The sequence below is a fragment of the Kitasatospora sp. NPDC085464 genome (assembly GCF_044541955.1).
In the GTDB taxonomy this organism is placed as follows: domain Bacteria; phylum Actinomycetota; class Actinomycetes; order Streptomycetales; family Streptomycetaceae; genus Kitasatospora.
In genome coordinates this window covers 116899-135163 of sequence record NZ_JBITTM010000010.1, presented here as the reverse complement: position 1 = coordinate 135163, position 18265 = coordinate 116899, and the positions used below count along the sequence as shown (strand labels likewise).

Genomic DNA, 18265 nt, shown 5'->3' with positions numbered 1-18265 from the left:
GCGGGCGTTGCGAGGTTGGGGCGCCCTCGGTTGAGCGAGGCGTAACATAGCAATGTGAAATTGCACCTGCCAAGAGGGTGAACGGAGTTGACCCCCACTCCGTCCGCTTCTGCAGTTCGCGATACCCTACGGGGGTACGTGCTGGCGGACCGGACCCGGTGGGGGAGGCGGAGGATGGCGCAGCTGCGGCCGTTCGGCCGCACTCCGGTGTCCAGCAGGACCGCGGCCTGTACGCGCCGCTGATCGTCGAGGACCCGAAGGAGCCGCTGCGCTACGACCGGGAGTGGGTCGTCGTCCTGGACGACTGGGTGGACGGCGTCGACGGCAGCACCCCGGACGCCGTTCTCGCCGAACTCGCCAAGGGCATGGGCGGGACGGACCACTCCGGCGGCTCCGGCCACGACATGCCGGGAATGTCCGGGATGTCAGGGATGACCGGTACGGCGGGGTCGGGGGCGGGCGGTGCGACGAGCGGACCCACCCGGATGCTGATGGGCGCGCGCAGCCCCGTGCTCGGCGGCGACGCCGCCGACGTCGCCCACCCGTTCCACCTGGTCAACGGCCGTCTCGCGACCGCGCCCGAGACCTTCACCGCCAAGCCCGGCGACCGGATCCGGATCCGGCTGATCAACGCGGCCGGCGACACCGCCTACCGGGTCGCCCTCGGCGGACACGAGCTGACCGTCACCCACACCGACGGCTTCCCGGTCGAACCCGCCACCACCCGGGCGCTGCTGCTCGGCATGGGCGAGCGCTACGACGTCCTGGTCACCGCCGGGGACGGCGTCTTCCCGCTGACCGCGCTCGCCGAGGGCAAGGGCGCGACCGCGCTCGCCCTGCTGCGCACCGGCGGCGGCGCCGCGCCCGACGCCTCGGTGCGCCCGGCCGAGCTCGACGGCACGCTGGTGACCGCCGGTGGGCTGAAGGCCGACCCGGGTGTCCGACTGCCCGCCAAGTCCCCCGACCGCACGGTGCAGTTGGAGCTCACCGGCGGCATGGCGAAGGCCGACTGGGCGTTCAACGGCCGCAGGTACGACCCGGCGCAGCGCCACCCGGTGGCCGCCGGCGAGCGGGTGCGGCTGGAGTTCCGCAACAGCACCGCCATGTGGCACCCGGTCCACCTGCACGGACACAGCTTCGCGCTCCCCGGCGACGGCCCGCGCAAGGACACCGCGATCGTGCTGCCCGGCACGACCCTGGCCGTCGACTTCGACGCCGACAACCCGGGGCTGTGGATGGTGCACTGCCACAACGTGTACCACGCGGAGGCGGGCATGATGACCGTCCTCGGTTACCAGGCGTAACCCCGGTCCACCTTGTGAGACGCCGGGGCGGGGAGCGCGTTCCCCGCCCCGGCGCCCGACCCGCTGCGCCGTGATCACCCGCGCCGACCTGCGCCTTCATGACGATTTCTTAACGCGGGCCGATGACACCTCCTTAACGCCCGTCGCATAGCCTGGCGCACTGCCGTCGCCCGACGGCGCTTTTGCGGGGTCTTTAAACAAGAGGTGTCACGTGGTTTCGTCGGGTTCGACGGGGACGGCGACGGAGGGTTCGTCGTCGGCGCGAATACGGCTGCGGAGCTGGCTGCTGGAGGACGTGAGCGCGGCGAAGCCCGCGGAGCCGTCCGACGCGGCAGGCGGCCCGGAGGCGTCGCACGAGGGCGCGGCAGCGGGAGACTCCGCCGCGCACGGTGCGCACGTCGGCCAGCGCTGGTGGCGGGTGATGTGCCTGACCGGCCTGGACTACTTCTCCACGCTCGGTTACCAGCCGGGCATCGCCGCGCTGGCGGCGGGCGTGCTGTCGCCGATCGCCACCATCGTGCTGGTGATCGTCACCCTGCTGGGTGCGCTGCCGGTCTACCGGCGGGTGGCCAAGGAGAGCCCGCGCGGCGAGGGCTCGATCGCGATGCTGGAGCGGCTGCTGTCGTTCTGGAAGGGCAAGCTGTTCGTCCTCGCGCTGCTCGGCTTCGCCGCGACGGACTTCATCATCACCATCACGCTGTCCGCCGCGGACGCGAGCGCGCACCTGGTGGAGAACCCGCACCTGACCGGCGTCCTCGGCGGCAAGCAGGTGCTGATCACGCTCCTCCTGGTGGCACTGCTCGGCGCGGTCTTCCTGAAGGGCTTCAGCGAGGCGATCGGCCTGGCAGTCGCACTGGTCGGGGCGTACCTGGTGCTCAACGTGGTCGTGGTCGCCGTCGGCGTCTGGAAGATCATCCAGGCTCCGCACGTGGTCACCGACTGGACCGACGCGCTGACCACCCAGCACGGCAACCCGATCCTGATGATCGGCGTGGCCCTGGTGCTCTTCCCGAAGCTCGCGCTGGGCATGTCCGGCTTCGAGACCGGCGTCGCGGTGATGCCGCACATCCAGGGCGACCCCGACGACACCGAGGCGAACCCGGTCGGCAGGATCCGCGGCACCCGCAAGCTGCTCACCACCGCCGCCGTGATCATGAGCAGTTTCCTGATCGCCACCAGCTTCATCACCACGCTGCTCATCCCGGCCGACCAGTTCAAGCCCGGCGGCGACGCCAACGGCCGCGCCCTGGCGTACCTGGCCCACCAGTACCTGGGTGGCACCTTCGGCAGCGTCTACGACCTCTCCACCATCGCGATCCTCTGGTTCGCGGGTGCCTCGGCCATGGCGGGCATGCTCAACCTGCTGCCCCGCTACCTGCCGCGCTACGGCATGGCGCCGCACTGGGCGCGGGCCGTGCGGCCGATGGTGATCGTGCTCACCCTGGTCGCCTTCCTGATCACCTGGATCTTCGACGCCGACGTGGACGCACAGGGCGGCGCATACGCGACCGGCGTGCTGGTGCTGATGAGTTCTGCGGCGATCGCGGTGACCATCGCCGCGTACCGGAAGCGCCAACGCGGCTGGACCGTCGCGTTCGCCGTCATCGCGGCGGTCTTCCTCTACACCACCGTGCTGAACGTCATGGAGCGGCCGGACGGTCTGAAGATCGGCGCCTGCTTCATCGCCGGCATCATCCTGGTCTCGCTGGCCTCCCGGCTGCGCCGCGCCTTCGAGCTGCGGGTCACGAACGTGGCGATGGACGAGGTGGCGGAACGTTTCATCAGGGACTACGCGCACCGCCCGCTGCGGCTGATCGCCAACGAGCCGAGCCGCCGCGACAACGCCGAGTACCGCGACAAGATCCGCCAGATCCGCGCCGACAACGACATCCCCGGCGAGGACGACCTGGTCTTCGTCGAGGTCACCGTCCGCGACGCCTCCGACTTCGAGGCCGAGCTGACCGTCCGCGGCGAGGTCCTGCACGGGCGCTACCGGGTGCTCACCCTGGAGAGCTCCAGCATCCCCAACGCGATCGCCGCGCTGGCGCTCACCGTCCGGGACCGCACCGGGCAGCGGCCGCACCTCTACTTCGAGTGGACCGAGGGCAACCCCTTCGCCCAGTTCCTGCGGTTCTTCCTGTTCGGCCAGGGCGAGGTCGCGCCGGTCACCCGCGAGGTGCTGCGCGAGGCCGAGCCGGACCGCTCGCGCCGCCCGCGCGTCCACGTCGGCTGACCCCGTCGGCCGACCCCCGCGGGCGCCCCGGCGCCGGCCCCTGACCGCCGCCCCTGCTGCACGGCCCGTCCGCTCCCGGTGAGCGGGCGGGCCGTCGGCGTTCCCGGAGGCGCTCTCGCCGGCGGGTCCGGGGCGGCGCGGCGGGTCCGTGATGCCACGAGCCGGTGACCCCGTGAGCACGTGGTGCCGCCCACGCCCGGGAGGGGAGGGCGTGGGCGGCGGATCGGGAGGGGACGGGGTCAGGAGGGGAGATCCAGGACCATGCCGGGCTGGATGAGGTCCGGGTCGTCGCCGACGGTGCTGCGGTTGAGGGCGTAGAGGGCGGGCCAGCCACCGGGGACGCGGAGGCGCTCGGCGAGGTCGGCGAGGGTGTCGTTCTCCCGGACGGTCCAGGTGCCGTCCCGCGAAGGCGCGGGCTCGGCGGCCGGGGTGTGGGTGTGGGCGGGGGCGTGGGCGGCCGGGGGCGGCGCGGCGTCGCCGCGGTCGTGGCGGTGGGCGGCGCGGGCGCCGCAGACGGGCCACGGCGAGAGGCCGCGGCGGCCGGCGAGGCGCTGGGCGACGGCGATCTGCTGCTCGCGGGTGGCGAGGTCGGGGCGCGGGGCGTAGGCGAGGCCGCCGTTCTCGCGCCAGGTGGGCTGGTCGAACTGGAGACCGCCGTAGTAGCCGTTGCCGGTGTTGACGCGCCAGTTGCCGCTGCTCTCGCAGGCCGCCACGCCGTCCCAGTCGTACCGGCCGCCGTCCGCCCGGCCGGGGTCGGACCCGCCCTCGCGGCCCGGGGGTGCGGCGTGGGCCGCTGGGGCGCCGGCGAGGGCCACGGTCAGGGCGCAGAGCGCGGTCGGGACGAGGCGGCGGAGACGAGCGGTGGGAGGCATGGGCGGCTCTCAGATCCGGGGACAGGACACGCACCGCCCGGAGACGGCGCACTCCCACCGACGCAGACGGCCGGGCCGTTCCGCCGCCGACACGTCCGGCAGGTCACCCGCACGGCCGCCCGGTGCCACCCCGGCGGCCCGCGGCCATCCGGCCGTACCCCCGGTTCACCCCCCGCCCTGGAGTGACCGCGGACGTTCCTCGACGAAGGGTACGAACGATGACGATCGATCAGGGCGGCGCACGCGCCGAGTTGGGCGTGATCGGCGGCTCGGGGCTCTACGCGCTGCTGGACGACGTGACCGAGGTGCGCGTCGACACGCCGTACGGGGCGCCCAGCGACGCGCTGTTCGTGGGGGAGGTGGCCGGGCGTCGGGTCGCCTTCCTGCCCCGGCACGGGCGCGGCCACGGTCTGCCGCCGCACCGGATCAACTACCGGGCCAACCTGTGGGCGCTGCACGCGCTGGGGGTGCGGCAGGTGCTCGGGCCGTGCGCGGTGGGCGGGTCGCGGCCGGAGTACGGGCCGGGCACGCTGCTGGTGCCGGACCAGTTCGTGGACCGGACCTCGGGGCGGGTGCAGACCTTCTACGACGGGCTGCCGCTGCCGGACGGCTCGGTGCCCGAGGTGGTGCACGTGTCGATGGCCGACCCGTACTGCCCGGTGGGGCGGCGGGCGGCCCTGGACGCGGCGCGCGACGCGGCGTGGGAGCCGGTGGACGGCGGCACGCTGGTGGTGATCGAGGGCCCGCGCTTCTCCACCCGCGCCGAGTCCCGCTGGTTCACCGCCAACGGCTGGTCGGCGGTCGGCATGACGGGCCATCCGGAAGCGGTGCTGGCGCGTGAACTCGGGCTCTGCTACACGTCCTTCGCGTTGGTCACCGATCTCGACGCCGGGGTGGAGAGCGGCGAGGGCGTCACCCACGCGGAGGTGCTGAAGGTCTTCGCGGGCAACGTCGACCGGCTGCGCACCGTCCTGTTCAAGGCGCTGGAGGTACTGCCCGCGGAACGGGACTGCGTCTGCTCGCACGCCCTGGACGGGGTCGCCACCGGCCTGCCGGGCGTGGCCGCCGACTGAGCCGTCCGAGCCACGTGGCACCTGTAGCGCCTGTGGCATCCGTGGCATCTGTGGCACCTTGAGCCCGCAGAGCCCCGGAGACCGCGGAGGCGGACCGCCGACACCGTCGACGGACCGCCTCCGCGGTCACAGCCGGACGGGTCACACGTGGATCTCGGTGGTGCAGTCGGTCCACCACGGGCTGAGCGGGGGAGTCCAGCCGAGCCACTTGGTACCGCAGATCTTGATGCTCCCGACGACCTGGTACTTGGTCGCGTTGGCCTTGCCCCGGTCCGCCTTCTGCTCCCCCCGGTTGTTGCCGAAGTTGTCCGTGACGTGGACGCTGCCCGTGGTGTACGTGCCGCTGCCGGTGTAGATCCAGACCCAGCCGTCGGAGCAGTTGTCCACCTGGACCTGGATGTTGTCGAGCTTGTAGTACTTGGTGCAGCCGGCCGTGGCGGAGGTGCTCGCGGCGGCCGGGGAGGCCGACACGGTGGTCAGTGCGGCGACTGCGAGCCCCAGGGCACCGGCGATCCTCGCCAGCGTGCCCGACGTCTTCTTCATGGTGACAACCCCTGTGGTGTGGTTTCCGACATGTCTGCTCTCGGAGCACCCCCACTGTTCCGGTGAGGTCATACGTGTGCCATCAGTCAATTGACTGTCGGGGTGTGCACAGGTGTGGCGGCGGACGTCCACCGGGGCCCGCCGACGCGGGGCGGATGGCCCTCCTTCAGCTGCGGGCCGGGAGGATCCGGTCGAGGTGGTAGCGGAGGGTGGCCGTGGCCTCCTCCGGGGTGCGCTGGCCGAGGAGGACGCTCAGGCCGAGGCCGGCCGAGGTGGCGAGGAGGACGGCGGCTTCCCGGTGGGGGTCGAGGGTGGGGTCGGTGTCGCCGGATCGTCGGGCGGTGGCGAGGTGGGCGGCGAGGAAGGCCTCCATCTCGTTGGGGGCGGCGAGGAAGGCCTGGTCGGCGAGGGCGCGGTCGGTGACGGAGAGGACGGCGTACTCGGTGTGGATGAGGTGGAAGGCGCGGCTCTCGTCGTCGGTGGGGACGGCTTCGAGCAGGACGGCCTCGATGATGCCGCGCGGGTCGGTGCCGGCGCCGGTCGCCCGTACCCGGTGCCGGACGCGTTCGCCCATGCGGCCGGTGAGGCGGGTCATGGCGTCGAGGAGCAGCTTCTCCTTGGTGTCGAAGTAGTACTGCACGAGCCGCACGGAGACGCCGGCCTCGGTGGCGACGGAGCGCATGGTGACGGAGTGGAGGCCGTCGCGCGCCGCCGACCGGAGCAGGGCGTCGACGATGTGGGCCCGTCGCTCCTCGTGGTCCACCAGCTTGGGCATCGGGTTCCCTTCGAATACTTTTGTGGTACAACCATACCACCAAAACAGGGGAGGGCTCATGACCAGGACCAGCGTCGGACACTTCGTCAGTGAGGCGGCTCGGGCGAGGTTCCTTGAGGCGTACGACCGCGCGATGGACTTGTGGCCGAGCCCGCGGCAGGAGTTCGACGTCGAGACCGCGTACGGGAGCGTGCACGTCCACCGCCACGGCGCGGCGACCGGCGAGCCGATCGTGCTGCTGCACGGGCACGCCGGGCACCCGTCCAACTGGCACCCGCAGGTCGCGGCGCTCGGGGAGCACCACCCGGTCTACGCGATCGACACCCTGGACGACCCCGGCCGCAGTGTGCAGCGCGCCGTCGCGGCGGGATCGCAGGAGAACGCCGCCTGGCTGGGGGAGGTGCTCGCCGGCCTGGGGCTGGAGCGGGTGCACCTGGTCGGGGTCTCGTACGGCGGCTGGCTGGCGCTCAACCAGGCCGTCCACGCGCCCGAGCGGCTCGCCTCGGTCGCGCCGCTGGACCCGGGCGGGATCGAGAAGGTCCCCGCGCGGTTCTACGTCAGCATGATCGCCGGGCTGTTCGGCATGCTGGCGCCGAGGCCGCTGCGTCCGGCGGTGGGGCGGCTGCTCGCCAACCCGGCGCTCGGTGCGCCGCGCGAGATGATCGCTCCGCTGATGCTCGGGATGCGCAGCTACAAGCCGGGCGGCCGCCCGGCGGCCCGACCGTTCACGGACGAGGAGCTGGCGTCGATCGACCTGCCCGTCCTGGTGCTGGTGGGCAGGCGCAGTGCCCTGCTGCGCCCGCGCCGGGTGGTGGAGCGGGTCGCCCGCCTGATCCCGGGCGTGCGGGCGGAGATCCTGGACCGGGCAGGTCACGGCCTGAACCTGGAGCGGCCGGAGCTCGTCAACGAGCGGCTGCTGTCGTTCATCGAGGGAGCGTCAGGCGGCGGCCGGCAGGGCTGAGGCGGCGCGGGCCTCGTCGTAGCGGTGGAGCACCAGGCGGGCTACGGCCGGGTGGGCCGCCAGCGGGGCGCCGGTCCAGGTGGCCGCGGTGCCGGCCGCGCGGCGGGCGAAGAAGCCGGGGGAGAGGAGGTAGGTGGCGAGGGCGACCCCGGGGTGGCCGGCGGACCGGAGGTCGGCGACCGCCCGGTGGGGGGTGGGGGCGGCGGCCGACAGGTGGGCAGGGGTGACCGGGCGGCCGAGGCGGGCGGCCAGCAGCCGGGCCATCCGCGCGGTGTCGGCGAGCGCGGTGGGATCGGAGGAGCCGGCGCCGGCCAGCACCACCGGGGCGTCCGTCGGGGCGCCGGCCTCGGTGAGGCGGTCGGCGAGGGCCTCGGCGAGCAGCGGGTGCGGGCCGAGGGCGGCGGCGAGGCGGGCGTGCGGGAGGCCGGCGTCCGCCAGGGCGGCGGGGATGTCGACGCGCACGTGGTAACCGGTGCCGAGGAGGAGCGGGACCAGGATCGGCTGCCGGTCGGCGAGCCGGTCGAGGGCCTGCGGGAGGGACGGCTCGGCGAGGTCCAGGAAGCAGCAGTGCACGGCCAGTTCGGGGCGGAGCGAGCGAACGAGTCGCAGCAGGGCGCGCGTCGAGGTGACGGCCGCCGGATCGCGGCTCCCGTGGGCGACGGCGAGCAGCGCCGGGGCCATCAGCCCGCCGCCAGCCGGTAGCCGCGCTTGGGGACGGTGCGGATCAGTGCGGCGTGCGGCCCCAGCGCGGCCCGCAGCCGTCCGACCGCCGCCTCCACCGCGTGCTCGTCGGCCGCCGCGTCGGGCCAGGCGGCGCGCAGCAGGTCGGCGCGGCTGAGCACCCGGCCGGGCCGCTCGGCGAGCGCCCGCAGCACGGCCGCGCCGCGCGGGCTGAGCCAGTGGCTCTCGCCGTCGACCAGGGCGGCGTTCCCCTGCAGCGTCAACACCTGCCCGGCGAGGGCGACTTCACGTCGGGCCCGGTTGGGCAGGGTGTCGGCCAGCAGCCGGACCAGCGAGCCGAGGCGGCCGCGCTCCGGGTGGACGGCGGGCAGCCCGAGCTCGGTGAGCGGCCGGGCGCACAGGGCGCCGACGCACACCGGCAGGACGTCCTCGCGCAGGGCGTCGACCAGTGCCTCGTACAGGCCCTCGGCCTCCGCCGTGGCGAGCAGGGCGGTGATCGCGGGCGCGCTGGTGAAGGTGAGGGCGTGCACCTGGCGGCGGACGGTCTGGTCGAGGAGCTTGCGCACCGCGCCCGGGTCCTCCGGAGGCGCCCAGCGGTAGACCGGGACGGAGATCACCTCGGCACCGCGCTCGCGCAGCGCCGCGGCGAAGGCGTCCAGCCGGATCCCGTGCTCCTGGACGGCGATCCGGCACCCGGCCAGCGGGCGGGCGAGCAGCCAGGTGAGCAGCTCGTCGGTGGCCTCGGTGCCGGGGGAGTACTCCTCGCCCAGCCCGCTGGCCCGGACCGCGCCGGTGGCCTTGGGCCCGCGGCTGAGCACCACCGCGCCGCGGCAGGCCTCGGCGAGCGCGGCGCCCCGGCCCCAGCCCTCGGCCGCGCTCATCCAGCCGCGCCAGCCGACCCCGGTGGTGGCCACCACGTAGTCGAGCGGGGCGGCCAGGCAGCGCTCGGTGGCCTCGCGCAGGGCGAGGTCGTCGGCGAGCGGCAGGATCCGCAGCACCGGGGCCTCGACCACCTGTGCGCCGCGGCGGGTGAGCAGGGCAGTGAGCTCCTCGCGGCGGCGCGCGGCGGTGACGCCGACGGTGAAGCCGGTGAGCGGCCCTGACGGGGTGGGGGTTGCTGCCATGCCCGTCAGCGTGCGGTGCGCGTGTTACGGGGGCATTGCCCGTCCGTCACCTGCCGGTAAGCGAAAGTGCCGCTCCGGTTACGGCAGATGTCCGGCCGTGCACCCCGGTGGCCGGGTGCCGTGAGCGAGGCGTACCGCGCCCGCAACACGGCCGACCCGATCGGGAAACAGCGGGCGGCCACCGTTCTCGGCATGACGTTGACCAGCCCGAAGGCCGCCGGAGCCGCGGACGCAGCCGGAGCCGCCGCCGCAGACGCCGCCACCGACACGCACTGCCCGTACTGCTCGCTGCAGTGCGGCATGCGGCTGGTGCCGGTCGAGCGGTCGCCGGCCGGGGGGTCGTCGGCTGATCCGTCGTCCGCTGAGCGGCCGTCGGCCGGCCGGTCGCCGGTCGAGCTGCTGGAGCGCCCGGACTTCCCGGTCAACCGGGGCGCGCTGTGCGGCAAGGGCCGCTCGGCGCCCGCCCTGCTGGACCGGGACGTCCGGCTAACCGGCCCGCTGCTGCGCGACCGGCCCGGCGCCCCGCTGCGCTCGGCGAGCTGGCCGGAGGCGCTGGACCGGGTGGCCGCCGGGCTGGCCCGGACCAGGGCCGAGCACGGACCGGACGCGGTGGGCGTGTTCGGCGGCGGCGGCCTCACCAACGAGAAGGCCTACCTGCTGGGCAAGTTCGCCCGGGTGGTGCTGGGCACCGCCAACATCGACTACAACGGCCGGTTCTGCATGTCCTCGGCCGCCGCCGCACACCGCCGGGCCTTCGGCCTGGACCGCGGGCTGCCGTTCCCGCTCGCGGACATCCCGCACACCGGCTGCCTGATCCTGGTCGGCGGCAACCCGGCCGAGACGATGCCGCCCGCCGTCCGCTACTTCCGCGAACTGCGGGAGAACGGCGGCACGTTGATCGTGGTCGACCCGCGCCGCACCCGCACCGCCGAGCTCGCCGACCTGCACCTGCAGCCCCGCCCCGGCGGGGACCTGGCGCTCGCCCTCGGCCTGCTCCACCTGGTGATCGCGGAGGGCCTGGTGGACGGCGCCTTCGTGGCGCAGCGCACCCGCGGCTTCGAGCAGGCCCGCGAGTCGGCGATGGCCCACTGGCCCGACCGGGTGGAGCGGATCACCGGCGTGCCGGCCCACCAACTCCGCGAGGCGGCACGGCTGTTCGGCCGGTCCGAGACCGGCATGGTGCTCACCGCGCGGGGGCCGGAGCAGCAGAGCAAGGGCACCGACACCGTCGGCGCCTGGATCAACCTGTGCCTGGCCACCGGCAAGGCCGGCCGCCCGTACAGCGGCTACGGCTGCCTGACCGGCCAGGGCAACGGCCAGGGCGGGCGCGAGCACGGCCAGAAGGCCGACCAACTGCCCGGCTACCGCTCGATCGAGGACCCGGCGGCGCGGGAGCACGTCGCGTCCGTGTGGGGCGTCCCGGCCGCGAGCCTGCCCGGCCCCGGTGTGTCGGCGTACGAGCTGCTGGACGGCCTCGGGCAGCCCGGCGGCGTCCGGACGCTGCTGCTGGCCGGCTCCAACCCGGCGGTCTCGGCACCGAACGCCGGGCACGTCACCGAACGGCTGCGGGCACTGGACCTGCTGGTCGTCGCGGACGTGGTGCTCTCCGAGACGGCCCGGCTCGCCGACGTCGTGCTGCCCGTCACCCAGTGGGCCGAGGAGGACGGCACCACCACCAACCTGGAGGGCCGGGTGATCCTGCGCCGCCGCGCCATCGATCCGCCCGAGGGGGTGCGCAGCGAGCTGTGGCTGCTGCGCGAACTCGCCGCCCGGCTGGGCGTCGCGGAGGGCTTCCCGGCCGAGGCCGAGCAGGTCTTCGCCGAACTGCGCCGCGCCTCGGCCGGCGGCGACGCCGACTACGCGGGCATCAGCTACCGGCGGATCGCCGCCGAGGACGGGGTGTTCTGGCCCTGCCCGACGCCGGACCACCCGGGCACCCCGCGGCTGTTCCTCGACCGCTTCGCCACCCCGGACGGCCGGGCCCGCTTCGCCGAGGTGACCCACCGCCCGGCCGGTGAGGAGCCGGACGAGGAGTACCCGCTGTTCCTGACCACCGGCCGGGTGCTCTCCCAGTACCAGAGCGGCGCCCAGACCCGCCGGGTCGCCGAGCTCAACGCGGCCGCCCCCGGCCCGTTCGTCGAGCTGCACCCGCGGCTGGCCGAGCGGCTCGGGATCGCGGACGGCGAGCCGGTCGCGGTCACCAGCCGGCGCGGCCGGGCCGTCGCCGCGGCGCGGATCACCGACGCCATCCGGCCGGACACCGTCTTCATGCCGTTCCACTGGGCCGGCGCCGGCCGGGCCAACAGCCTCACCAACCCGGCGCTGGACCCGGTCTCCCGGATGCCGGAGTTCAAGCTCTGCGCGGTGCGCGTCGAGCGGGCGGGGGCCACCGGGGGCGGCCCGACGAGGGTCGAACGAACGGAGGTCGCCCGATGAGCCGCACACCCCCCACACCCCCCACACCCCCCACACCCCCCACACCCCCCGAGCCCGCCACGGGCCGCACGAGCGGCACGCGCCCTGCGGCCCGCAGGATCGCCGTCGTCGGCGGCGGCATGGCGGCCGCCCGCTTCGCCGAGCGCTACGGCGCCCTCGGCGGGCCCGGCACGGTCACCGTGTACGGCGCCGAGGCCCGCGCCCCGTACAACCGGGTGCTGCTCGCCGAGGTGCTGACCGGGCGCTACGACGCCGAGTCGATCGCCCTGCCGCTCGGCGGGGCGACGGCCCGACCCGGCTGCGAGGTCGTCGCCCTCGACCCGGGCGCGCGCACCCTCGCTCTGGCCGACGGCACGGTGGAGCCCTGGGACGAACTGGTGCTGGCCACCGGCGCCAACCCGGTGCTCCCGCCCGTCCGCGGGCTGCGCCGCCCCGACGGGTACGGCCTGGTCGAGGGCGTGCACACGCTGCGCACCCTGGAGGACTGCTCCCGGCTGGCCGAGGAGGCCGTCGGCGCCAAGCGCGCGGTGGTGATCGGCGGCGGGGTGCTCGGGGTGAGCGCCGCCCGGGCGCTGGCCGCGCTCGGTGTGCGCACCGAAATCGTCCACCAGGCACCGCATCTGATCGAACGTCAGCTGGATCCCGAGGCGGCCGACGTGCTGCGGGAGCGGCTGCGGCTGCTCGGCGTCGACTGCTACACCGGCAACCGCGCCCGGGCCGTCCACGGCGGCGAGAAGGTCGGCTCCGTGGAGCTGGCCAGCGGCTACCGGCTGGACTGCGACCTGGTGGTCCTCGCCTGCGGCACCCGTCCGCGCACCGCGCTGGCCCACGCCGCCGGACTGCCGGTCGGCACCGGGATCCTGGTGGACGACCGGCTGGCCGCCGCCCCGCACGTGTCCGCGATCGGCGACTGCGTCGAGCACCGCGGCACCGTCCACGGGCTGGCCGGCCCGGCCTGGGAGCAGGCCGACGTCCTCGCCCGCCGCCTCTCCGGCGCCGAACCGGACGCCCGCTACCCCGGCACCAGCCCGCGCGCCCGGCTCAGCACCGGCGACCTGGAGTACGCGGCCTTCGGCACCGTCGACGAGACCCTCGACCCCGGCCTTGACGTGCTGCGGCTCACCGACGCCACCCGCGGCAGCTACAAGAAGCTCGTCCTGCGCGGCGACCGGCTGGTCGGCGCCATCCTGCTCGGCGACCTGGCCACCGTGGACGCCCTGGCCGGCGCCTTCGCCGACGGCGGCACGCTCGCCGGCCACCCCCTGCACCTGCTCACCCGAGGAACTGCCATGACTGGAGTAGCGCGATGACCCCTGACGACCGCGACCGCACTGTCCGGGACCTCGTCCTGGTCGGCCACGGCATGGTCGGCCAGCGCTTCCTGGAGGCCTGGACCGAGCAGCCGGCCGCGGCTGCCTGGCGGGTCACCGTGCTCGCCGAGGAGCCCCGGCCCGCCTACGACCGGGTCCACCTCAGTGCGCTGTTCTCCGGCAGCACCCCCGACGACCTCGGACTCTGCCCCGCCGGCTTCCCGGCCGAGCACGGCATCGACCTGCGGCTGGGCGACCCGGCCACCGCGATCGACCGCGAACGGCGGCTGGTGCACACCCGCTCCGGCTCCCGGGTCCACTACGACGTCCTGGTGCTGGCCACCGGCTCGGTGCCGTTCGTGCCGCCGGTGCCCGGCACCGACGCCCCCGGCTGCCACGTCTACCGGACCATCGAGGACGTCGACGCCATCCGCGCCGGGGCCTCGACCGCCCGGACGGGCGTCGTCGTCGGCGGTGGGCTGCTCGGCCTGGAGGCGGCCGGCGCGCTGCGGGCCGGCGGACTGGACACCCACGTGGTGGAGTTCGCGCCCCGGCTGATGGCCGTCCAGGTCGACGACGGCGGCGGCGCGGCCCTGCGCCGCAAGATCGAGGAGCTCGGCGTCACCGTCCACACCAGCGCCGGCGCCAGCGGCGTCCTCACCGGCCCGGACGGCACGGTCCGCGGCCTCGCCCTCGCCGACGGGCGCGAACTGCCCGCCGACCTGGTGGTGTTCTCGGCCGGCGTGCGCGCCCGCGACCAGCTCGCCCGGGAGTGCGGGCTGCCGGTCGGCGCGCGCGGCGGTGTGGTGGTCGACGCGCACTGCCGCACCGAGGACCCGGCGATCCTCGCCATCGGCGAGTGCGCCCAGGCCGTCGACGGCCGGGTCTACGGCCTGGTCGCCCCCGGCTACCAGATGGCCGAGACGGCGGCGCGCACCCTCGCGGAGCTGGAGGGCGAGGGCTTCACCGGCGCCGACACCTCCACCAAGCTCAAGCTGCTCGGCGTGGACGTCGCCAGCTTCGGCGACCCGCACGGCACCGCCGAAGGCGCCCTCGACGTGCTCTACAGCGACAGCCGCAGCGGCGTCTACCGCAAGCTCGTCATCGGCGCCGACGGCGCACTGCTCGGTGGTGTCCTGGTCGGCGACACCGAGGGCTACGGCACCCTGCGCCCGCTCGCCGTCGGCGGCAAGCCGCTCACCGTCGCCCCCGAACAGCTCGTCCTGCCCGCCGGGTTCGCCCCCGCCGGAGCGGTCGCACTGCCCGACGAGGCGGTGCTCTGCTCCTGCCACAACGTCACCCAGGGCGCGGTGCGCGCCGCCGTCCGCGACCAGGGCTGCGACAGCGTCGCCGCCGTCAAGAAGTGCACCCGGGCCGGGACCGGCTGCGGCAGCTGCCTCAAGCAGCTCGGCGCCGTCGTCACCGAGGAGCTGGAAGCCGCCGGGGTCAGCACCGCCAAGGGCCTGTGCGAGCACTTCGCCCACACCCGCGCCGAGCTGTACGAGATCGTCCGGGTCACCGGCGTGGCGGGCTTCTCCGAACTGCTCGCCGAGCACGGCAGCGGCGGCGAGGGCTGCGAGATCTGCAAGCCGACCGTCGCCTCCATCCTCGCCAGCCTCGGCAACGGCCACATCCTGGACGGCGAGCAGGGCGCCCTGCAGGACTCCAACGACCACTTCCTCGCCAACCTGCAGCGCAACGGCTCGTACTCGGTCGTCCCCCGGGTGCCCGGCGGCGAGATCACCCCCGAGGGCCTGATCACGATCGGCGAGATCGCCCGCGACCACGGCCTCTACACCAAGATCACCGGCGGTCAGCGGATCGACATGTTCGGCGCGACCGTCGACCAACTGCCGGTCATCTGGCAAAAGTTGGTCGATGCCGGCTTCGAGTCCGGGCACGCCTACGGCAAGTCGCTGCGCACCGTGAAGTCCTGCGTCGGCGAGACCTGGTGCCGCTACGGAGTCCAGGACTCCACCACCCTCGCCATCGAACTCGAACTGCGCTACCGGGGGCTGCGCTCCCCGCACAAGCTCAAGGCCGCCGTCTCCGGCTGCGCCCGCGAGTGCGCCGAGGCCCAGAGCAAGGACTTCGGCATCATCGCCACCTCGGCCGGCTGGAACCTCTACGTCGGCGGCAACGGCGGCATGACCCCGCGGCACGCCGACCTGCTCGCCGCCGACCTCGACCGCGAGACCCTCATCCGCACCATCGACCGCTACCTGATGTTCTACATCCGCACCGCCGACCGCCTGGAGCGCACCTCGGTCTGGCTGGAGCGGCTGGAAGGCGGCCTCGACCACCTGCGGGCCGTCGTCATCGACGACTCGCTCGGCATCGCCGCCGAACTGGACGATCTGATGGAGCGTCACATCAGCGGCTACCGCGACGAATGGGCCGAGACGCTCGCCGACCCCGAGCGGCTGCGTCGCTTCGCCTCCTTCGTCAACGCCCCCGGCACCCCCGACCCCGCCGTGACCTTCGTCCCCGAACGCGGCCAGATCCGCCCCGCCCGCCCCGGCGAGGCCGGCCGCACCCTCGACTCCCCGGTGTTCGTCGCCGGAACCCGACTGGAGGTGCTCACCCCGTGACCGTACAGATCCACGACGGCACCCGCTGGCAGACCGTCTGCGCCCTCACCGACCTGCAACCCGGCCGCGGCGTCGCGGTGTTGCTCCCGGAGACCGGCCAGGTCGCGCTCTTCCGGGACCGCTCAGGAACGCTCCACGCCGTCGACAACCTCGACCCGTTCAGCGGCGCACCGGTCCTCTCCCGGGGCCTGCTCGGCAGCCGCGGCGACCGTCCGACGCTCATCTCGCCGATGTACAAGCAGGTCTACGACCTGACCGACGGCCGCTGCCTGGACGAGGACACCGCCCCCGACGGCGCCCCCGCGGTGCTGCGGCGCTGGCCGGTGCGGGTGGCCGCGCCCGGAGGTGCGCAATGACGACCGTCCTCGACGCGAGAAAGCCCGCCCCGCTGGCGGGTTGGGACCCGGAGGACGAGGAGTTCTGGTCGCAGACCGGCGCCCGGATCGCCCGCCGCAACCTGGTGTTCTCCGTGCTCTCCGAACACATCGGCTTCTCCGTGTGGAGCCTCTGGTCGGTCCTTGTCCTCTTCCTCGGCCCCGAGTACCACATCGACACCGCCGGGAAGTTCACCCTCACGGCCCTGCCGACCGCACTCGGCGCCCTGCTGCGCCTGCCGTACACCTTCGCCGTCGCCCGCTTCGGCGGGCGCAACTGGACGGTGGTCAGCGCCCTGCTGCTGCTCGTCCCCACCACGCTCGCCGCCCTCGTGCTGGAACCAGGCGTCCCGTACGGGACCCTGCTGGCCGTCGCCTGCGCGGCCGGCGTCGGCGGCGGGAACTTCGCCTCCTCGATGGCCAACATCAACGCCTTCTACCCGCACCGGCTCAAGGGCTGGGCCCTCGGCATCAACGCGGGCGGCGGCAACCTCGGCGTACCGGCGGTCCAGCTGCTCGGGCTGCTGGTGCTGGCCACCGCCGGCGCCGCCCACCCCCGGCTGCTGCCGCTGCTCTACCTGCCGCTGATCGTGCTCGCGGCGGCGGGGGCGTGGTGGCGAATGGACAACCTGGCGACGAACTCTGTCGGGCCGTCTGGGTCGTCCGGCTCCTCCGGCTCGTCCCGGGCGGGGCGGGCGCTGCGGGAAGTCGCCCGCGACCCGTACGGCTGGGCCGTCTCGACGCTGTACATCGGGACGTTCGGCTCGTTCATCGGCTTCGGGTTCGCCTTCGGACAGGTGCTGCAGGTGCAGTTCCACGAACGCTTCGACACCCCGGTCAAGGCGGCCGCGCTCACCTTCCTCGGGCCGCTGCTGGGCTCGCTGCTGCGGCCGGTCGGCGGGCGGCTCGCCGACCGGTACGGCGGGGCGGTCGTCACGCTGTGCACCTTCCTCGCCATGGGGGCCGGGACCGGCGTGGTGCTGCTCGCCTCGCGGGCCGACTCGCTGCCGCTGTTCCTCGCCGGGTTCATCGCGCTGTTCGTGCTCAGCGGCCTCGGCAACGGCTCGACGTACAAGATGATCCCGGCGCACTACCAGGCCGTCGCCCGGACGGCGGTCGCGGCCGGCGCCGACCCGGAGGCCGCCGAGGCCGACTCCCGGCGCCGCTCCGCCGCGCTGATCGGGCTCGCGGGAGCGATCGGCGCGTTCGGCGGAGTGCTGGTGAACCTGGCCTTCCGGCAGTCCTTCCTGGCCAGCCACAACGGCGACGCGGCGTACCTCGGGTTCCTCGGGGCGTACGTGCTCTGCTCGGTGCTGACCTGGGCGGTCTGGCTCCGGCGGCGGTGACCAGGGGGCGGGCACCGGCGGAGGGACCGGCCCGCGGGCCGGGCTGCCGGGCCCGGCCGCGGGGGTGGGCCGTTGGTATGACGACCGCCCGGCCTCGACGCGCGGCGCCCCGGCCGGGCGGTTAGCGTCAGCCGCAACACGTCCTCACCACAGGGAGGTTGCAGTGCAACGGTGGATCATCCTGGCGGTCGTCACCACGGCCCTCGCCGGCCTCGCCGCACCCGCCCAGGCCGACGACCCGGTCCCCGCCACCACCGTCGTCAGCCTCGGCGACGCCAAGATCGACCCGAAACTGCCCGGCCGCGTCCGGGTCGACGTCGACTACCTCTGCTCGGTCGGCACCGAGGCCCGCTCGCTCACCGTCTCCGTCGAGCAGAAGGACCCGCAGGACTCCTCCTCGATCGCCTTCGGCTCCAGCCGGACGGCCGAGGCGGACGTGGTCTGCGACGGGACGCAGCAGCAACGGCAGATCGTCGTCCAGTCCAAGACCTTCAACTGGATCCCCGACGTCGACGCCGTGCTCACCGCCACCGTCTCCAACATCGGCGCCACCCCGCCGGCCGCGGCGGACGCCAAGCGGGTCACGCTCACCACCGCGCCGGCCGCCCCCAGCGCCACCACGAGCTGAGCCGGGATTGCCCT

General features: G+C 74.5%; 14 protein-coding genes and 1 pseudogene. 10 read left to right on the top strand and 5 right to left on the bottom strand.

All coding sequences use genetic code 11. The features are described from left to right. Window positions 1–197: 197 nt before the first annotated feature. Both ACIGG8_RS11320 and ACIGG8_RS11315 read left to right on the top strand, forming a co-directional pair. Window positions 198–1304, top strand: a pseudogene (locus tag ACIGG8_RS11320) (multicopper oxidase family protein); the annotation flags it as partial. A gap of 421 nt (window positions 1305–1725) precedes the next feature. Then, on the top strand, window positions 1726–3537 hold the full coding sequence (locus tag ACIGG8_RS11315; protein ID WP_396547292.1) for an amino acid transporter: 1812 nt from the start codon (window positions 1726–1728) through the stop codon (window positions 3535–3537). A gap of 239 nt (window positions 3538–3776) precedes the next feature. Here ACIGG8_RS11315 and ACIGG8_RS11310 read toward each other — a convergent pair whose 3' ends face one another. Next, on the bottom strand, window positions 3777–4409 hold the full coding sequence (locus ACIGG8_RS11310; protein WP_396547193.1) for a transglycosylase family protein: 633 nt from the start codon (window positions 4407–4409) through the stop codon (window positions 3777–3779). A 218-nt stretch (window positions 4410–4627) separates the two neighbouring features. On the opposite strand from ACIGG8_RS11310, the gene ACIGG8_RS11305 reads away from it, so the two are divergent. Further along, window positions 4628–5482, top strand: coding sequence for an S-methyl-5'-thioadenosine phosphorylase (locus ACIGG8_RS11305; protein WP_396547191.1), 855 nt, complete (start codon window positions 4628–4630; stop codon window positions 5480–5482). Window positions 5483–5623: 141 nt separating this feature from the next. On the opposite strand, the gene ACIGG8_RS11300 is transcribed toward ACIGG8_RS11305, so the two are convergent. Together ACIGG8_RS11300 and ACIGG8_RS11295 are read right to left on the bottom strand one after the other, a co-directional pair. Then, window positions 5624–6025 (bottom strand): hypothetical protein, encoded by a 402-nt coding sequence (locus ACIGG8_RS11300; protein WP_396547190.1) that lies wholly within the window; start codon window positions 6023–6025, stop codon window positions 5624–5626. Window positions 6026–6191: 166 nt separating this feature from the next. Continuing rightward, a complete protein-coding gene (locus ACIGG8_RS11295; protein WP_396547188.1) occupies window positions 6192–6800 on the bottom strand; it encodes a TetR/AcrR family transcriptional regulator in 609 nt (202 codons plus the stop codon). Window positions 6801–6858: 58 nt separating this feature from the next. Between ACIGG8_RS11295 and ACIGG8_RS11290 the strand changes: the two genes are divergently transcribed. Next, window positions 6859–7761, top strand: a complete 903-nt coding sequence (locus ACIGG8_RS11290) for an alpha/beta fold hydrolase (protein WP_396547186.1) — start codon at window positions 6859–6861, stop codon at window positions 7759–7761. On the opposite strand, the gene ACIGG8_RS11285 is transcribed toward ACIGG8_RS11290, so the two are convergent. Both ACIGG8_RS11285 and ACIGG8_RS11280 read right to left on the bottom strand, forming a co-directional pair. Continuing rightward, the gene (locus ACIGG8_RS11285; protein WP_396547184.1) at window positions 7738–8442 is read right to left on the bottom strand and encodes a sirohydrochlorin chelatase; all 705 of its coding nucleotides are present in this window, start codon (window positions 8440–8442) and stop codon (window positions 7738–7740) included. The genes ACIGG8_RS11290 and ACIGG8_RS11285 overlap by 24 nt on opposite strands. Continuing rightward, entirely contained in the window at window positions 8442–9566 is a 1125-nt protein-coding gene (locus tag ACIGG8_RS11280; RefSeq protein ID WP_396547182.1) for a uroporphyrinogen-III synthase, read from the bottom strand. Before ACIGG8_RS11280 ends, ACIGG8_RS11285 begins: the two co-directional genes overlap by 1 nt. 300 nt (window positions 9567–9866) lie before the next feature. Here ACIGG8_RS11280 and ACIGG8_RS11275 point away from each other — a divergent pair, with 300 nt between their 5' ends. From ACIGG8_RS11275 to ACIGG8_RS11250, 6 genes are all read left to right on the top strand, one after another. Beyond that, window positions 9867–12002: a molybdopterin oxidoreductase family protein gene (locus ACIGG8_RS11275; protein WP_396547290.1), complete on the top strand. Its 2136-nt coding sequence runs from the start codon at window positions 9867–9869 to the stop codon at window positions 12000–12002. A gap of 119 nt (window positions 12003–12121) precedes the next feature. After that, on the top strand, window positions 12122–13312 hold the full coding sequence (locus tag ACIGG8_RS11270; RefSeq protein WP_396547180.1) for an NAD(P)/FAD-dependent oxidoreductase: 1191 nt from the start codon (window positions 12122–12124) through the stop codon (window positions 13310–13312). Continuing rightward, window positions 13309–15903, top strand: coding sequence for a nitrite reductase large subunit NirB (gene nirB / locus ACIGG8_RS11265; protein WP_396547178.1), 2595 nt, complete (start codon window positions 13309–13311; stop codon window positions 15901–15903). Before ACIGG8_RS11270 ends, nirB begins: the two co-directional genes overlap by 4 nt. Next, window positions 15900–16259: a nitrite reductase small subunit NirD gene (gene nirD, locus ACIGG8_RS11260; protein ID WP_396547176.1), complete on the top strand. Its 360-nt coding sequence runs from the start codon at window positions 15900–15902 to the stop codon at window positions 16257–16259. Before nirB ends, nirD begins: the two co-directional genes overlap by 4 nt. Next, on the top strand, window positions 16256–17623 hold the full coding sequence (locus tag ACIGG8_RS11255) for a nitrate/nitrite transporter (protein ID WP_396547174.1): 1368 nt from the start codon (window positions 16256–16258) through the stop codon (window positions 17621–17623). Before nirD ends, ACIGG8_RS11255 begins: the two co-directional genes overlap by 4 nt. Before the next feature lie 163 nt (window positions 17624–17786). Next, complete coding sequence (locus tag ACIGG8_RS11250; protein ID WP_350521114.1) at window positions 17787–18251, top strand: hypothetical protein; 465 nt, start codon at window positions 17787–17789, stop codon at window positions 18249–18251. Window positions 18252–18265 lie beyond the last annotated feature (14 nt).